The organism is Roseobacter insulae, from assembly GCF_019375555.1.
Taxonomy (GTDB): Bacteria; Pseudomonadota; Alphaproteobacteria; order Rhodobacterales; family Rhodobacteraceae; genus Roseobacter; species Roseobacter insulae.
Map to the genome: position 1 here is coordinate 148,645 of NZ_JAHXDN010000006.1, position 15,555 is coordinate 164,199.

13 protein-coding genes are annotated in these 15,555 nt (G+C 59.6%); 8 read left to right on the top strand and 5 right to left on the bottom strand.

Features of this window, described 5'->3' with window-relative positions; genetic code table 11:
• Positions 1-7: 7 nt before the first annotated feature.
• From KX928_RS19990 to KX928_RS20010, 5 genes are all read right to left on the bottom strand, one after another.
• The gene (locus tag KX928_RS19990; RefSeq protein ID WP_219506227.1) at positions 8-1,348 is read right to left on the bottom strand and encodes an amidase; all 1,341 of its coding nucleotides are present in this window, start codon (positions 1,346-1,348) and stop codon (positions 8-10) included.
• Entirely contained in the window at positions 1,345-2,712 is a 1,368-nt protein-coding gene (locus KX928_RS19995; RefSeq protein WP_219506229.1) for a TRAP transporter large permease, read from the bottom strand. The genes KX928_RS19990 and KX928_RS19995 overlap by 4 nt, the downstream gene beginning before the upstream one ends.
• Positions 2,713-2,742: 30 nt before the next feature.
• A complete protein-coding gene (locus KX928_RS20000) occupies positions 2,743-3,333 on the bottom strand; it encodes a TRAP transporter small permease subunit (protein ID WP_219506230.1) in 591 nt (196 codons plus the stop codon).
• 107 nt (positions 3,334-3,440) lie between these two features.
• The gene (locus KX928_RS20005; protein WP_219506232.1) at positions 3,441-4,535 is read right to left on the bottom strand and encodes a TRAP transporter substrate-binding protein; all 1,095 of its coding nucleotides are present in this window, start codon (positions 4,533-4,535) and stop codon (positions 3,441-3,443) included.
• Positions 4,536-4,836: 301 nt separating this feature from the next.
• Positions 4,837-5,685 (bottom strand): IclR family transcriptional regulator, encoded by an 849-nt coding sequence (locus KX928_RS20010; RefSeq protein ID WP_219506233.1) that lies wholly within the window; start codon positions 5,683-5,685, stop codon positions 4,837-4,839.
• A gap of 204 nt (positions 5,686-5,889) precedes the next feature.
• Between KX928_RS20010 and bhcA the strand changes: the two genes are divergently transcribed.
• From bhcA to KX928_RS20050, 8 genes are all read left to right on the top strand, one after another.
• Complete coding sequence (bhcA, locus tag KX928_RS20015) at positions 5,890-7,080, top strand: L-aspartate--glyoxylate aminotransferase BhcA (protein ID WP_219506235.1); 1,191 nt, start codon at positions 5,890-5,892, stop codon at positions 7,078-7,080.
• 14 nt (positions 7,081-7,094) lie between these two features.
• Positions 7,095-8,066: a beta-hydroxyaspartate dehydratase BhcB gene (gene bhcB, locus KX928_RS20020; protein WP_219506236.1), complete on the top strand. Its 972-nt coding sequence runs from the start codon at positions 7,095-7,097 to the stop codon at positions 8,064-8,066.
• Positions 8,067-8,078: 12 nt separating this feature from the next.
• Positions 8,079-9,242: a 3-hydroxy-D-aspartate aldolase BhcC gene (gene bhcC / locus KX928_RS20025; RefSeq protein ID WP_219506238.1), complete on the top strand. Its 1,164-nt coding sequence runs from the start codon at positions 8,079-8,081 to the stop codon at positions 9,240-9,242.
• A gap of 85 nt (positions 9,243-9,327) precedes the next feature.
• The gene (gene bhcD, locus KX928_RS20030; RefSeq protein ID WP_219506240.1) at positions 9,328-10,305 is read left to right on the top strand and encodes an iminosuccinate reductase BhcD; all 978 of its coding nucleotides are present in this window, start codon (positions 9,328-9,330) and stop codon (positions 10,303-10,305) included.
• Between the two features lie 252 nt (positions 10,306-10,557).
• Positions 10,558-12,231 (top strand): serine/threonine protein kinase, encoded by a 1,674-nt coding sequence (locus KX928_RS20035; protein ID WP_219506242.1) that lies wholly within the window; start codon positions 10,558-10,560, stop codon positions 12,229-12,231.
• Between the two features lie 91 nt (positions 12,232-12,322).
• Positions 12,323-13,492: an FHA domain-containing protein gene (locus KX928_RS20040; RefSeq protein ID WP_257883976.1), complete on the top strand. Its 1,170-nt coding sequence runs from the start codon at positions 12,323-12,325 to the stop codon at positions 13,490-13,492.
• Positions 13,476-14,321, top strand: coding sequence for a PP2C family protein-serine/threonine phosphatase (locus KX928_RS20045; RefSeq protein WP_219506244.1), 846 nt, complete (start codon positions 13,476-13,478; stop codon positions 14,319-14,321). The genes KX928_RS20040 and KX928_RS20045 overlap by 17 nt, the downstream gene beginning before the upstream one ends.
• Positions 14,311-15,453: a GTPase domain-containing protein gene (locus KX928_RS20050; RefSeq protein ID WP_219506246.1), complete on the top strand. Its 1,143-nt coding sequence runs from the start codon at positions 14,311-14,313 to the stop codon at positions 15,451-15,453. The genes KX928_RS20045 and KX928_RS20050 overlap by 11 nt, the downstream gene beginning before the upstream one ends.
• The last annotated feature ends 102 nt before the right edge of the window (positions 15,454-15,555 follow it).

Sequence of the window (15,555 nt, forward strand, 5' to 3'; positions counted from 1 at the left end):
CTCTTTTTCAGGCGGCCGCAGCCGCGATGTGCTGTTGCAGCCAGCGTGCGCTGCGCAGCAGGCGGTCATCTTTATGTGCCGGTCCAATCAACTGTACACCAATAGGCAGGCCGGTTTCACCCACCAGAAGGGGCAGGGTGACGCAAGGAAGCCCCGCCAGCGTCCAGAGGGTGCAGCAGATCGGATCACCGGTGCCGTCACCGAACCGCGGCGCTTCCCCCGCCGCGGCAGGGGCGATGATGGCGTCGAATTCGTGGAAGAAGTCCGCAAAGAAGCCCTGCGCGGATGTCTTCACAGCGAGGGCATCTTCGTATTCGGTTCGGCTGATCTGGCGGGCGCGGGTGATGATCGGTTTGAGGGTGTCGCTGATCGCGTCCCAGTGAGTGTCAAAAACATCCGCCTGATGCTGCGCAATCTCGAATTCGTGGATGCGCGCCTGCACGGCCACCAGTTCCCCCAGCTGGTTGGCCGGATCCATCCGCGTGACCCGTGCCCCAAGGATGTCCATCACCCCGTCCAGTCCCTCCCTTGCCGCCCCGGACAGCCGGTCGTTGAAGGGGAGGTTGAACCACGCGAAATCCGGCTCGACCGGCGCGTCTTCGGTCGCGCCCAGCAGCATGTCAGGGCGGGCATGGGCAAAGCTTTCGGTATCGCGTTGGTCGTATCCGCTGATGGCGTCGGCCAGCAAGGCAGTATCCTGCAACGTGCGGGCGAACGTACCGATCTGGTCCAGCGACTGCGAGGTTTGCAGAACCCCTGTGCGGGGGATTGTCCCGCGCGTCGGCTTGAAGCCGAAAGTACCGCAAAAAGAGGCCGGGCGGATTACCGATCCATTGGTCTGCGTGCCGACGGCCAATGGCACATGTCCGGCAGCGACCGCGGCGGCGGAACCGCTGGAGGAACCGCCGGGCGAATGATGGGTGTTATGCGGGTTGCGGGTCTCGTTGGCGTGCACAAAGGCCAGTTCCGTGGTGACGGTTTTGCCCATGATCACCGCGCCCGCCTCGCGCAGCATTTCGACGATCCGGGCGTCATCATCAGTCTGGCGCCCTGCGAAGATCGGGGTGCCGCGCTGGGTGGGCATGTCGCGGGTATCGATGATGTCTTTCAGGCCCACAGGCAAACCGTGCAGCGGGCCGGTGGCCAGTCCGCTCTGCCTGTGCCTGTCGCAGTCTGCGGCCTGTGCCAGTGCGGCCTCGGCGTCCAGATGCGCCCAGGCGTGAATGGCCCCGTCTGTCTCGGCGATATGGTCAAGACAGGATTGCACCAGCTGGACCGACTTGAGCTGGCCCGAGGCGATGAAAGTCGCCGCCTCGGTCGCGCTGAGCGTATGGGGTTTGATCTTCACGGGATGTAGGTGCCGAAGAGGTAGTCAGGAAACCACAGAGCGATGCCGGGGAACTGGTACATGAGCACCATCGTGAAGATCACAATCCCCAAGTACGGCATGATGCCACGGAAGATGTCCATCAACTCGATCTGCTTCTTGAGCACCCCTTTAAGGTAGTAGGCTGACATGGCCATTGGTGGTGTCAGGAAAGAGGTTTGCAGGTTGAGCGCAACGAGCATCGCAAAGAAGTAGGGGTTCACGCCGAAGACGTCGAGCAGGGGCAGGAAGATCGGCACGAAAATGATCAGGATTTCCGACCATTCGAGCGGCCAGCCCAGCAGGAAGATGATGATCTGGGCCAGCACGAGGAACTGCCATGGCTCCAGATCCATGCCGCCCACCCAATCCGCGATAATGTCGTGGCCGCCGAGATAGGAAAAGACCGAGGCGAAGGTCCATGACCCAACGAAGAGCCAGCAGACCATGGCCGTTGCCTTGGCCGTGAGAAAGACGCTTTCCTTCAGCTTGGTCCACGTCATCGAACGGTACAGCACCGCGAGGACCATGCCTCCCAGCGCGCCCATGGCTGCCGCTTCGGCCGGTGTAGCAAGCCCTCCGAGGATCGAGCCGAGCACGAGCGCGATCAGGACCGTCAGCGGCACGAAGCTCACCAGCAGGTTCAAGTAAATCTCCCGCGGCGGGGGGATGTCGTCCATCTGCGGTTTCGGCGCAAGGGCCGGGTTAAACCAGACCCGGACGATCACGTAGACAATGTAGAACCCCGCCAGCAGAAGCCCCGGGAACACAGCGGCCGCGTAAAGACGCAGCGGCGACAGGTCCGCAATTGCCGAGTAGACGATCAGCATGATGGAAGGAGGGATCAGAATGCCCAAGGTGCCGCCGGCACAGATCACACCCGATGCGAAGCTCTTGTTGTAATTGGCATTCGCCATGGCCGGGAAGGCCAGCAGGCCCATCAGTGTGACAACCGCGCCCACGATGCCCGAGGCTGTGGAAAAGACCGCACAGGTCAGCAAAGCCGCAATGGCAAGCGAGCCGGGCAGGTTGCGCGCCGCCTGGTAGAGCGAGAAGAAGAGCTTGTCGACGATATTGGCGCGCTCGACCACGTACCCCATGAAGAGGAACAGCGGGATGGCGACCAGCGTCGGGTTTTCCATCACGGAATAGGTATTCTGGTTGAGCAGGTAGAAAATGTTGTTGTTGAAGATATCACTGAAACTCTCGATCGGGCCGCCCTGATGATAGGCGTAGTAGCCAAAGGCCACCCCCATCGCGAGAAGCGTAAAGGCGATCGGGAACCCAAGGAGCACCAGCACAATAAATAGGCCCAGCATGAGAAGGGCGACTTCGGGATTTGTCATCTTATGATCTTTCTGCCTGCGGGAGCGTTGTTATTGCTTGCCGGGATGGATGGCTTGAATTTCAGCGATATCTGCTTCCGAAAGCAGGTCTTCGGTCTCTTTTACATCCGCCAGCCTCTCGGGCCATTCGGCGGTGCGCATGGCGATGACGCACCGGATCAGTTCGGCAAAGCCCTGGATCATCAGCAGCACGCCCGCAACCGGAATAAGCGACTTGAAGAAGTAGATCTGGATGCTCGCGGGGCTGTTAAAGCTGACTTCCTTGTAGCGCCAGCTGTCGGAGGCGATCTCGTAGCCGAACCAGACCAGGGCGACGATGCCGGGAAAGAAGAAGAGGAAATACAACACGAAATCAAGCCCTGCCTGCACGCGGATGGGCAGCAGGCGGTAGACGACATCGGCGCGCACATGCGTGTCCTGAGCCAGCGCGTAGGCACCGCACATCAGGAACAAGGCGCCATACATCTGGATCATCATATCGAAGGCCCAGACCGTCGGCGCGTTGAGGACGTAGCGTACGAAGACCTCATACGACACCGAGAGCGTCAGGATCAGGATACACCACCCGAAGGCGCGACCAACCCAGAGGCTAAGCCCTTCAATAGAATGAACAAGTTTCATTGTCTATTTCCCTGTATGACCAATTCCCGGGCCTTCTGTGGACCCGGATTGCATCAAGCGTCCGGGCACTTGGCAAAGCGCCCGGACTGTTTCCAGCGTGTCTGAAATCAACCGAAGTAGTGGTTGTAGGCCAGCTTGTAGTCAGGCTGGTTCAGGTTGAGGTAGTTCATCACGTTCTTGGCGTAAGCCTTTTGCGACTCCATCACCTTGGCAAAGAACGGATCATCGTTCGCGATCCGGTCCGTGACCTTATCCCAGGCAGCCAGTTGCGCCGCCATCACCGAATCCGGCGTGCGGTAAACGTTCACACCGTCGGATTCCTGCAGCTTCAGCAGGTCATCCGAATAGCGCTTGGTGTTGCCCCAGTAGAAGCCCGAGTTCTCGGCCATCGACGCGTTCTTGATGATCGCCTTGTGGTCATCGCTGAGCGCGTTGAACTTGTCCTTGTTGATGGTGACCTCGAAGAACTCCTGGCTCTGGTGGAACGAGGCGAGGTGGTAGTGCTTGGAGACGTCCTGCATCCCGAAGTCACGGTCGGAGGTCGGGTTGTTGAACTCCGCCGCGTCGATCAGGCCGGATTTCATCGCTGGCTGGATTTCACCGCCCGGCAACTGGACAACGGACATGCCCATTTCCAGCAGGACGTCTGCGGCCAGACCCACCGTACGGTATTTCAGGCCGTTCATTTGGCTGGCGTCCTTGATCTCTTCCTTGAACCAGCCAAGGGGCTGTGCAGGCATTGGTGAGTTGAAGAACGAAACAACGTTCAGGCGCAACTCCGCCATCAGCTCGTCAAAAAGCTCCTGACCGCCGCCGGCATAGACCCAGCCCAGCACTTCCTGGCTCGACCAGCCAAAGCAGGGGCCGGTGCCGAAAAGCGACGCGGCCTTCGATTTGCCGTACCAGTAAGCCGGCACGTAATGCGCCGCATCGAGAACCCCGCGGTGTACCGCGTCCTGCATCTGGCTGGTTTTGACAACTGCGTCGACCGACAGCACTTCGATGGTCAGTGATCCGCCGCTCATCTCGTTGACGCGCGCTGCGAATGACTGCGCGTTTTCAAGGAAAATACCGCCGCCCCACGCGGCTTGCATTTTCAGCGTCACACCGTGCCCGTCAGCAATTGCTGGCGTTGCAAGGGCCGCTGCACCTGCAACGGCCGAGCCGCGCAGGAATTTTCTGCGATTAAGATTGTCTGTCATATTTCCTCCCTAGGAATGGACTGTATGTGTCCAAATCATATCCGAGCGAACCGCTCCTGGTCTTCTGAAATTTCAAGAATTGACGACCTTGTGGGTCATTCATTGCAGTATGGCTCCCTCCTCGGACCCTCGTGCAAAAAACCCTCCCCGAATTTCATCCTGTAAGTCTAGCGGAGCATTGGCATCCGGCAAGAAAAACAAACCGAAAAACAACACTTTAGTACAACCAGCGGGTGAAACGGCGCCTTTTCTTGTTGGTTTGGTGTGGTTTCCTCCTCCTGCGTGCGATCAATTGTTGTAGTCAGACGGTCAGTGCCGTCGGTTTCGGGGTGCCCGATGGCGCGCGCCCTCCGATCAGGCCGGTGATTTGTTGTGCCGCCTCTGAGACCATGGCGCCCAGTTCCGGTACCCGCAAAGGGTTGAAGCGGGTGCTGGGGCCTGAGATGGACACGCCGGCAAAAGGTTCCTGGTGCTCATCGAAGATAACGCTGCCGATGCAGGACATTCCCGAGTGGCGTTCTTCCCGGTCAAACGACCACCCGCGCGCGCGGGTCTGTGCCAGATCGTCAAAAAGCGCATCGGGCGTCACAAGTGTGTTTTCAGTAAAGCTGCTGAGCCCGATGGACATCAGGAGCTTTCGAGCACGCTCCTCGGGCAGGGCAGACAGGATCGCCTTGCCAGTGCCGGAGGCATGCATCGATGTGCGGGTTCCCCGGGCGAAGAATGCCCGGATCGGATTGAGCGTCTCGACCTGGCCGACAAACACGACCTCCGGCCCATCAGCGATGGCAAGGTTCGCGGTCTCCCCCGTCTTTTCCATCAGTTGTCGCATGATCGGGCGGCTGACCGCACCAAGGCTAGTGCGGTTCATGAAGGATACGCCGGTGCGGTAGGCTTCGATCCCGATGACCCAGTCCTGACGCTCTTCGTCAAAGGCGACGAAGCCGTGTTTTTGCAGTGTGGTCAGGATGCGATGCGTTGTTGCGGTCGGAACGCCAATTGACAGTGACAGATCCGTCAGCGTGGCTCTCTCCGCGCGGGCAACTGATTTCAGGACGCCGAGCGCACGGTCCAGCGACTGCAGGGTGCCTGCAGAGCTTTCCTTGAATTGAGACTTGGGCCTGCCGCGCTGTCGCTTCTGCGGGGTCACATCGTGCTCCTGAATCGCTTGCTGTATTGTTCACACAAATGAAAAACAATTTCAAATAAAAAATAATTCTGATTATGGAAAATATAAAACTGATATCTATCAGTGTGTTGTGTATTTAATTTTAATAATGAAAATGGTTTTCGAGAAAATTGAATTTCTGGGGCTACCTGTTATCTTGCGGTGGTAGATGAGGAGGATCATGCCATGTCAGACCAAAATCCAGTGTTCATTCCCGGGCCGACAAATATTCCAGACCGGCTAAGAGCGGCAATGCATGTTCAGACGCGCGACCATCGTGCGCCGGATTTTGTCGAAACATTTGCGCCGGTGTTGGAGGATACGAAAAAAGTCTTTGATACCCGCGATGGCACGGTCATCACTTTCCCCGCGAGCGGCACCGGCGGCTGGGAGGCCGCCATCTGCAACACCCTCAGTCCGGGCGACAAAGTGCTCGTCGCCCGGTATGGCATGTTCAGCCATCGATGGATCGACCTGTGTCAGCGTCACCAGCTTGAGGTGCAGATTATCGAATGCTCATGGGGGTCAGGCGCACCAGCCGATAAATTCGAAGCGATTCTGACTACCGACAAGGCCCATGACATCAAGGCCGTGCTCGTCACGCACAATGAAACCGCGACGGGTGTCAAATCCGATATCGCGGCCGTGCGGTCCGCAATGGATGCGGCCAGCCACCCGGCGATGCTGTTTGTGGATTGTGTCAGCTCCTTGGCGTCGATGGAGTTTCACATGGACGCCTGGGGCGTCGACATTGCGGTGTCGGGCTCGCAAAAGGGCTTCATGCTGGCAACCGGTATGGCCATCTTGGGCGTCAGTCCGAAAGCGCTGGCTGCCATGGAGGATGCCAAGCTGTCGCGCACGTTTTTCGATTTCCGTGATATGATGGGCGCGAATGCGTCGGGCGGGTTTCCCTACACCCCTCCGTTGCAGCTGATCTACGGCATGCGCGAAAGCCTGAAGATGCTTTTCGAAGAGGGCCTTGAAAATGTCTATGCACGCCACTTCCGATTGGCCGAAGGGGTGCGCCGCGCCGTGGATGCATGGGGGTTGAAACTGGTTGCCGACACCCCGGATCTGTACTCCGACACCGTGAGCGCCATTTACGTGCCCGAAGGCTTCGACAGCAACGCGTTGACCGATCAGGCCTTCAATGCCTACGGCGTGTCTTTCGGCATCGGGCTGGGAGAGATGAACGGCAAGGCATTCCGCATCGGCCATCTGGGCAGCCTCACCGATGTGATGGTGTTGTCCGGCCTGGCCACCATAGAAATGGCCATGGCGGACCTGGAATACCCGGTTGAACTGGGCAGCGGTGTCGCTGCGGCACAGGATTACTTCCGCAGGCACCGCGCCGCCCTCGTCCGGTCGGCAGCGTAAGGAGGGCTCGATACATGCTGGATGCACTCACAGGACCAGACCTCACGATTGACCACGTGCGGGATGCTCATGCCCGGATCAAACCCTATATTCACCGGACACCGGTGCTGACCTCGACCTACTTCAACGAACTGACCGGCGCTGAACTGTTCTTCAAATGCGAAAACTTTCAGAAGGCAGGTGCGTTCAAGGTCCGTGGCGCGTCGAACGCTGTTTTTGGGTTGAGCGATGAAATGGCGGAGAAGGGCGTGGCAACGCATTCCTCCGGCAATCACGCCTTGTCTCTCAGCTATGCGGCCGGGCGTCGTGGCATTCCCTGCCATGTGGTCATGCCGCGCACCGCGCCCGAGGCCAAGAAAGCCGCCGTGCGGGGCTACGGCGGGATCATCACGGAATGCGAACCCTCAACATCGAGCCGGGAGGCGGTGTTTGCGGAGGTGCAGGCCGCCACCGGTGCGGAATTCGTGCACCCCTACAACGATCCGCGCGTGATCGCGGGGCAGGCGACCTGTTCGCTGGAACTGCTGGAGCAAGCCGAGCGGCTCGACGCGGTGATTGCTCCGATTGGCGGCGGTGGCATGATCTCCGGCACGTGCCTGACGCTGTCCAACCTGGCCCCGCACATGGAGATCTACGCAGCCGAGCCGGATCAGGCGGATGATGCCGCGCGCTCTTTCCGGGCGGGGCACATCATCGCGGACGATGCGCCGGTCACGGTTGCCGACGGGCTCAAGGTGCCGCTGAAAGAGAATACATGGCATTTCGTGTCGCACTTCGTGACCGATATTCTGACGGCCTCCGAGCAGGAGATCATCGACGCGATGAAGCTGACATGGCAGCGAATGAAAATCGTGATGGAGGCGAGCTGCGCGGTGCCGATGGCGACCATTCTGCGCAACCCGGACGTGTTCCGCGGCAAGCGTGTCGGCGTCATCATCACCGGCGGCAACGTCGATTTGGACAAACTGCCCTGGATCAAGGGCTAAGGAGAAACGGATATGAACAAGCAAGTGAATTTCGACGACTATGAAGTCGGTTACGACATCCCGGCCGCGATTGGCATGGATGAAGCTCAGATCGCGACACCCTGTCTGGTTCTGGATCTGGACGCCTTGGAGCGTAACATTATGAAAATGGGCGACTGGGCCAGGGATCACGGCATGCGCCACCGGGTGCACGGCAAAATGCACAAATCGGTCGACGTGGCGCTGCTGCAGGAAAAGCTGGGCGGAAGCTGCGGCGTCTGCTGTCAGAAGGTGTCGGAGGCGGAGGTTTTTGCCCGCGGCGGCATCAAGGATGTACTGGTTTCCAACCAGGTCCGTCAGCCGGAAAAGATTGACCGTCTGGCGCGGCTGCCAAAGCTTGGCGCACGCACGATATGCTGTGTTGACGACGTTGAGAATGTCGCCGACCTGTCGGAGGCGGCAACCCGTCACGGCACGGAAATCGAGTGCCTGGTGGAGATTGACTGCGGCGCCGGGCGCTGCGGTGTCACCACGACGCCCGCGGTTGTTGAAATCGCCAAGGCGATCGATGCCGCGCCGGGCCTGAAATTCGCCGGCATCCAGGCGTATCAGGGTGCAATGCAGCACATGGACAGCTATGACGACCGCAAGGCCAAGATCGACATTGCCGTGGCACAGGTGAAGGACGCGGTGGACACATTGAAAGCTGAAGGGCTTGAGTGCGACATCGTCGGAGGAGGCGGCACCGGCTCTTACTACTTCGAGGGCAATTCCGGCGTTTACAACGAATTGCAATGTGGGTCCTACGCCTTCATGGATGCCGATTACGGCCGTATCCTCGACAAGGACGGCAACCGGATCGATCAGGGAGAGTGGGAGAACGCGCTTTTCATTCTCACATCCGTGATGAGCCATGCCAAGGCGGATAAAGCCATTGTCGATGCGGGCCTCAAGGCGCAATCGGTGGATTCCGGATTGCCGACGATCTTTGGCCGCGATGACGTGGAATACGTCAAATGTTCTGACGAGCATGGCGTTGTCGCGGACCCGGACGGTGTCCTGAAAGTCAACGACAAGCTGAAGCTCGTGCCGGGCCACTGTGACCCCACGTGTAACGTGCATGACTGGTATGTCGGTGTCCGCAATGGCAAGGTTGAAACGCTCTGGCCGGTCTCTGCACGCGGCAAAGCATACTGATCCTCACGGACGAAATTACACGCATCGCGCGTCCGGCTTCTTCGGGCGCGCGTCACTCGCAGGCACTGAATACAGGAAGACCCCCATGGCTGAAGGATTGCTCATTGTAGGAGAAGACGTATGCGCGGAGGTGGTCAGCGACGCTGATGCCTTTTCCGCGGTGGAGGCCGTCTTTGGCGCGATGGCCAGAGGGGATGCCTACAACTTCCCGGTGATCCGGGAGGCGATCGGCTATGCCGACGCGCTCTACGGGTTCAAATCGGGCTTCGACAAGGCGGGCATGACCCTGGGGGTGAAGTCGGGCGGGTACTGGCCCGGCAACATGGACAAGGGGCTGACAAACCACCAGTCCACGATCTTCCTCTTTGATCCGGACACGGGCATGCTGCAGGCGCTGGTGGGGGGCAATTACCTCACGGCGGTGCGCACGGCGGCGTCGTCTTCTGTGTCAATTGCGCATCTGGCACGCAAGGAAGCGAAGGTGCTGGGTATGGTCGGGGCCGGGCATCAATCCACTTTCCAGCTGCGGTCCGCGGCCCGGCAGCGTGATTTTGAGAAAGTGGTGGCGTGGAATCCGCATCCCGAGATGCTACCGCGACTGGGCGGTGTTGCCGAAGAGCTGGGGCTGGCCTTCGAAGCCGTCACACAAGAAGAACTGGGCGCACAGGCGGATGTCATTATCACCATCACGTCGGCGTTTGAGCCGTTGATGATGAACGACTGGATCAAGCCGGGTACGCACATTGCCTGCATGGGTACGGACACCAAGGGCAAACAGGAAGTTGATCCTGCCATTCTGGCCAACGCGACGGTCTTTGCCGATGAAATCGCGCAATCCGTCACACTTGGCGAAGCACAGCACGCCATCGCATCGGGGCTGATATCAGAGGATGACATCACGCCGATCGGGGCTGTGATCAACGGCGATCATCCGGGCCGTAGCAGTGAAGACGAAGTGACCCTGTTTGACGGCACCGGCGTCGGCCTGCAGGATCTGGCTGTTGCCTCGGTTGCCGCGCGCGAGGCGGAAAAACACGGCAAGGCCACCCGGGTCGCCCTGTAAGACGTCTGACCTTTGCCGCAGTCTTTCCCCTGTGATCCTGAGTGATTACAGGGGATCTTGGCGCGTACGCGTATCCCGACGGCACCGAATACCGGCAGAATTCGCTTAAACTTGTCTGTTCATTGCACGGCCGTTCCCTTTGTAAGCCATGTTTTGGACACAGCATTTCGACCATTTTCTGAGCACGCCTGCGTCCGATCCATCGGTGCGGCAGGTTTTGTGATCACCAGTGGACGATAGATAGATAGCGCGATGAGCATTCACGAAGGGATACTAGCGGACGAGGTGAACAGCGAGGCGCTGGCGCCCGGCAGTCAATTGCTCAGCGGCCAGTACGAGATTATCCGCTATCTCAGCAGCGGCGGGTTCGGGATCACCTATCTTGCCAAGGACAGTCTGAACCGGACCGTGGTGATCAAGGAGTGTTTTCCCGAAGCCTTCTGCAGCCGTGTCAATAAGACCGTGCGCGCACGCACGCGCAATTACGTTGATGATTTCCGCTCCATCGTGGCGCTTTTCATTCGGGAAGCGCATGCTTTGTCCCGGCTGAACCATTCCAGCGTCGTCGGCGTGCATCAGGTGTTTGAATACAACGAAACCGCCTACATGGCGCTGGATCTGATTGACGGCAAGGACCTGCTGGAAATCATCGAAAGCGGTGCGCCCAGATTCTCTCCCGCACAGGTGCGCTCACTCACCTTGTCGCTTCTGGAGGCCATCGCTCACGTGCACAGTCAGGACCTGCTGCACCGAGACATCTCTCCCGACAACATTCTTGTGGATACGTCGGGACGCCCGGTGCTGATCGACTTTGGCGCCGCCCGCGAAGAGGCCAGCCGGAAAAGCCGGGTGCTCTCGGCCGTGCTCGTGGTCAAGGACGGATATTCCCCGCAGGAATTCTACGTCGCGGGCAGCCAGCAATACCCCAGCAGTGATCTGTACGCCTTTGCCGCTTCACTGACCCACCTGATCACCGGGAATGCACCGCCGAACAGCCAGGCGCGTCTGGCTGCGCTCGCGGCGAACCAACCCGACCTTTACGAGCCGCTTCTGGGGCGTTTCCCAGAGTATGACGACGCTTTTCTCGCGGCAATCGACACCGCGATGAACATCGTGCCGTCGGAGCGGATTCAGTCTGCCGAAGACTGGATACTGATGATTGATCACAGCAAACGGGTTGAGATCGCGCGCGCCAAGGCGCGGGATGACGAAACCATCAATCTGACAATCAGCAAGCTGATCAAGACCGCCTCGGTTGATTTTGAACCACAGGCGCCCGCCGACGTTCCCAAAACAACGATTGAGGCCAAGCCTGAACCCGCAGTGGTCAAGTCGAAGTCGGTTGATCCGAAGTATGACGAAGCGTTCTTCAGAGACCTCTACGACACCGAAGACGTGGACGGGAGCGATGCGGGCATGTCCGCAGCCGATGATAGTGCCACGGATGCCGGGCCGAGTGATGACCTTCTTGCTCACCGGGACACGGTTGATGTCGTGCCGGACGGGTCAACCGAAACTGAAACCGACCCGGACAGACCCGGCGGACTCGTTCCCGAGAAAGTGTCGATCACGCCCGCCGCCGTGGTAAAAAGTAAAAGCCGCGTCCTGAAGGACAACGCGCGCCGCCCGGCATCTTCACGCTCCAAGCTGGAAACCGTCTCGACGCCCCGCTCCGGAAAGCAATTGCCCGAGGTGCTGTCACAAAAAGACATGGACGCCTTGGTTGCGGCGGAAAAATCGATCGCCCGGTCGTCATACTGGCGCAGGCTGGCGACCATCCCGGTGATCCTTGTCGCCTATTTCCTGCTCGGCCACACGGCCCTGCAGTTCGATAACATTCACGCGGTCACGGTCGGTCAAATCATCACCCTGGGTGAAGACTACGGCTACTGGACCATCAATCAATCTGTTGTGGCGGGGGGCTAACAAGACCGCAGGCCGACAGATCAACAACTACTTCTCACCGTTCCGGGTGTCCCGGGGCTGTTCATTACAGGCGATATTGGAAAGGCATGACATGACACTCTTCCGAAAGGTTTTTCAAAACCAGGCAAGGCCTGCGACTGGCGACGAAGCATTGGACGAAGATGCATTGCGAGACGCGTTTATGTATTCCTCCGACGACAGGGTGTTGCCTTTGGATCCGTTTATCGTCGCCGGGGCTGACCAGGAGCCCCGGGCTGGGGAGGAGGGCGACGCCCCCGTGGCGGAGGCAAGGATCGATGATGTTACGCAAGATGACATGAGCGACCCGGACCCGGCAGATGTCGGCGCGGTTGCGCAGACAGACCCCGAAGCAGCAGAGCCTGTGGCGGTGGCAGAGGAAGGCGAAGAGGAAGAAGCTGAAGAGGAAACCGCATCGGCGGATATCGCGGCGGTTCTGGCGCAGACCCGCATGATGGAAGAGAAACCGACCCCGGAAGCCGCGCAGGACGCCGCCGTGGACGGTGCGCCCGACACGGAGGCCGGGAAGGACATGCTGCCCGATGTCGGTTCGGAACAGGCGGCATCGCCCGCAGGCGACACCGCTGAAAACCCTGCAGATGACGGTGCGGCGGACCTCGTCGCCTTTGCGCAACAGCAGATGACCGCCTTGGGTGGGGGAACGGAACCCGCCGCACGTGAAGCGGCGGAGCCCGCGCCATTGGATCTGTCGAACACCGCCCCCTTGTCCGGTGTGCCGGCACCGGCGGCTGGCCGGTCAGGCCGACGCGCCGGGCGCGTAAAGACGCGGCTTCTTGGGTTCAATCGCTCGGAGGGTGAGGCCAATGATCCGTTCGACGCTTCTGAAAACGCAACTGCAAAGCCGCAGCATGACAAATTCCCCGTCGGTTGGCTGGTTGTCATCGAAGGGCCGGGTGTCGGCCATTCCTTCAGCATTTTCAGCGGCGCCTCGATGATCGGTCGCGGGGAGGATCAGGTTATCAAACTGGATTTCGGCGATAACAGCATCTCGCGTCACAATCATGCGGCGATCGCCTACGACGAAGAAGAGAATAAATTCTACATCGGTCATGGCGGAAAATCGAACATCATACGCCGCAATGCCCGTCCGGTCCTGAGCACGGAGGAATTGCACCACGCGGACCTGCTGCGCATCGGTGAGACCACGTTACGTTTCGTCGCCCTGTGCGGATCGGACTTCAAATGGGACATGACGGATAGCAGCGATGCCTCCGCCGTTTGACTTTGATGCCGCCTCGGCCCTGAGCATGGGGCAGCGCAGCTATCAGGAGGACGCCATTATTGCCGATTTCGCGCGCGGCGCGGAGGTTGGTCTGGCGGTGCTTGCTGATGGCATGGGGGGGCACGCGGCCGGTGATGTCGCCAGCAAGATCGTGGTCACCGAGGTTTTCAGCGAGTTGATGTTTCAACGTGGCGACGTCGCGGCCTTCGAAGCCTCGGTGCGGACCAGTCTGTTTGACGCGGCGATGGCGGCAAACGCCTGCCTGCGCGAACACGTGGATACCTATCCCGAAACCCAGGGAATGGGCGCGACGCTGGTCGCCACCGTGATCATCAACAAACATCTTTACTGGATTTCAATCGGGGACTCGCCGCTGTTTCTGTATCGTGACGGCAAGCTCAGACAGCTCAACGAAGATCACTCCATGGCGCCTCAGATCGATTTCATGGTCAAGTCGGGTTTGCTTGATGATGAAGAGGGCCGCTGCCATCCGGATCGCAACACGCTCACCTCAGTGCTCTTTGGCGAAAACGTGCCGCGCGTTGACTGCCCGTCCGACCCGACAGAGCTGCGCGCCGGGGACATGATGATCGTGGCAAGTGATGGTCTGCAGTTCCTGACCGATGCCGAAATTGAAGGCGTGTTGCGCCACCACGAGAACGACCATAGCGCGAAGATCGCTGACAGTTTGCTGGAACGCCTGAGCCAGCTGAATGATCCCGATCTCGACAACGTCTCATTCTCTGTCGTGAAGCTGAAAGAACCTGCGGGCGATTGCACGGTTGACCGGAACGCCGAACAGGTCGAAGGCATACGCCGTGTCGGATGACGCTGAACTGACAGATGTGATGGCGCGTCTGACCGCGGTCGCTGCATCCGATGGGGTGACCGAAGCCACGCGGCGACAGGCAAGGAGCCTGTTGGAGCGACTGGGGGCGGGTGTAAATGTCGTGGTGATAGGCCCCAAAGCTGTTGGCAAATCCAGCCTGTGCAGCGTCTTGATGCGTCAGCCCATCCCGGAGGACGCGGATGTCACAACCACATATTGCTTTGGCGACGAGGTGACGGATCTTGGCAATGCGCCGGGTGGGGCGCGCAGGATCTCCCTGCCCAGCGATTTGTTGAAACTCACGACCCTGACAGACGCAGCCGTCCCGCCGGAGGGCGAGGGTTTTTCAGCCGCGGCGAAAGCTGCTGTTTCCAACGCGGATATTGTCCTGTGGTGCACCGCGGAGTTCAGCGCCAGCGAAACAGCGGTCTGGGCGACAGTGTCTGATCATGTGAAAGATCACAGTTTTCTGGTGCTCACCAAGGCAGATATCTGCGCCGACAAGGGCCAGCTGCCCGACACAATTGCCGCCCTGCAAACGATCGCCGCCGAAGAGTTTCACAGCTTTTTCCCAACCTCGACGCTGCAGGCCCAGCGGGTTTTGACGCAGACCGGCACGCTCCCGGAGGATCAGTTCGCCGCGAGCGGCGTCAAGGCGCTGGCCACCACCTTGCTGCATCTGTCAAGGTCCGGCCGCCGTGCGGATTTGGACAGCGCGCTGCTGTTTCTGGAACGCAACGGCACCACTGCGCAGCCGGACACCGGCCACGCAGACCCTGACGGCGCACACCCCAACGGCGCAGCCGCAGCGCCACATGTACGCACCTATCAGAAAGCGCTGGAGCTGTTGCGCAGCCGCACGCCCGAACTGCTCGCAGCGGCTGCGGACACCGCGAATGTTCAGCCCGATCTCGTCCTGGGCTGTTGCGGAACGCTTGCCGAAGAGTTGGCAGAGATCGCCTCCGAACAAACGCAGACCGCCCCGGATTTCGAGGCATGGCGGAACGATCTGTACGAAGCCAGTGACAAGGTCGTGCTGATGAGCCTTGAAAACGACCTGCGCTCGGCGGCCGACGCGGCAACCATCATTTTGCAACTGACCCGCGACCTGCATATCCGCGCCGGTCATTAAAACCTTAATGATACTCAGCAATTGGGCCTGCCAAAGGCCACAATCACTACACATTTGACCGGTATTTTCAGGGCAAGTTTCTCTTGGGGCCAACCAATTATG

Coding starts and splice junctions, on each gene's coding strand:
- KX928_RS19995 (WP_219506229.1), bottom strand. CDS start 2,712: ATGACAAATCCCGAAGTCGCCCTTCTCATGCTGGGCCTATTTATTGTG.
- KX928_RS20000 (WP_219506230.1), bottom strand. CDS start 3,333: ATGAAACTTGTTCATTCTATTGAAGGGCTTAGCCTCTGGGTTGGTCGC.
- KX928_RS20005 (WP_219506232.1), bottom strand. CDS start 4,535: ATGACAGACAATCTTAATCGCAGAAAATTCCTGCGCGGCTCGGCCGTT.
- bhcA (WP_219506235.1), top strand. CDS start 5,890: ATGTCAGACCAAAATCCAGTGTTCATTCCCGGGCCGACAAATATTCCA.
- bhcB (WP_219506236.1), top strand. CDS start 7,095: ATGCTGGATGCACTCACAGGACCAGACCTCACGATTGACCACGTGCGG.
- bhcC (WP_219506238.1), top strand. CDS start 8,079: ATGAACAAGCAAGTGAATTTCGACGACTATGAAGTCGGTTACGACATC.
- bhcD (WP_219506240.1), top strand. CDS start 9,328: ATGGCTGAAGGATTGCTCATTGTAGGAGAAGACGTATGCGCGGAGGTG.
- KX928_RS20035 (WP_219506242.1), top strand. CDS start 10,558: ATGAGCATTCACGAAGGGATACTAGCGGACGAGGTGAACAGCGAGGCG.
- KX928_RS20040 (WP_257883976.1), top strand. CDS start 12,323: ATGACACTCTTCCGAAAGGTTTTTCAAAACCAGGCAAGGCCTGCGACT.
- KX928_RS20045 (WP_219506244.1), top strand. CDS start 13,476: ATGCCTCCGCCGTTTGACTTTGATGCCGCCTCGGCCCTGAGCATGGGG.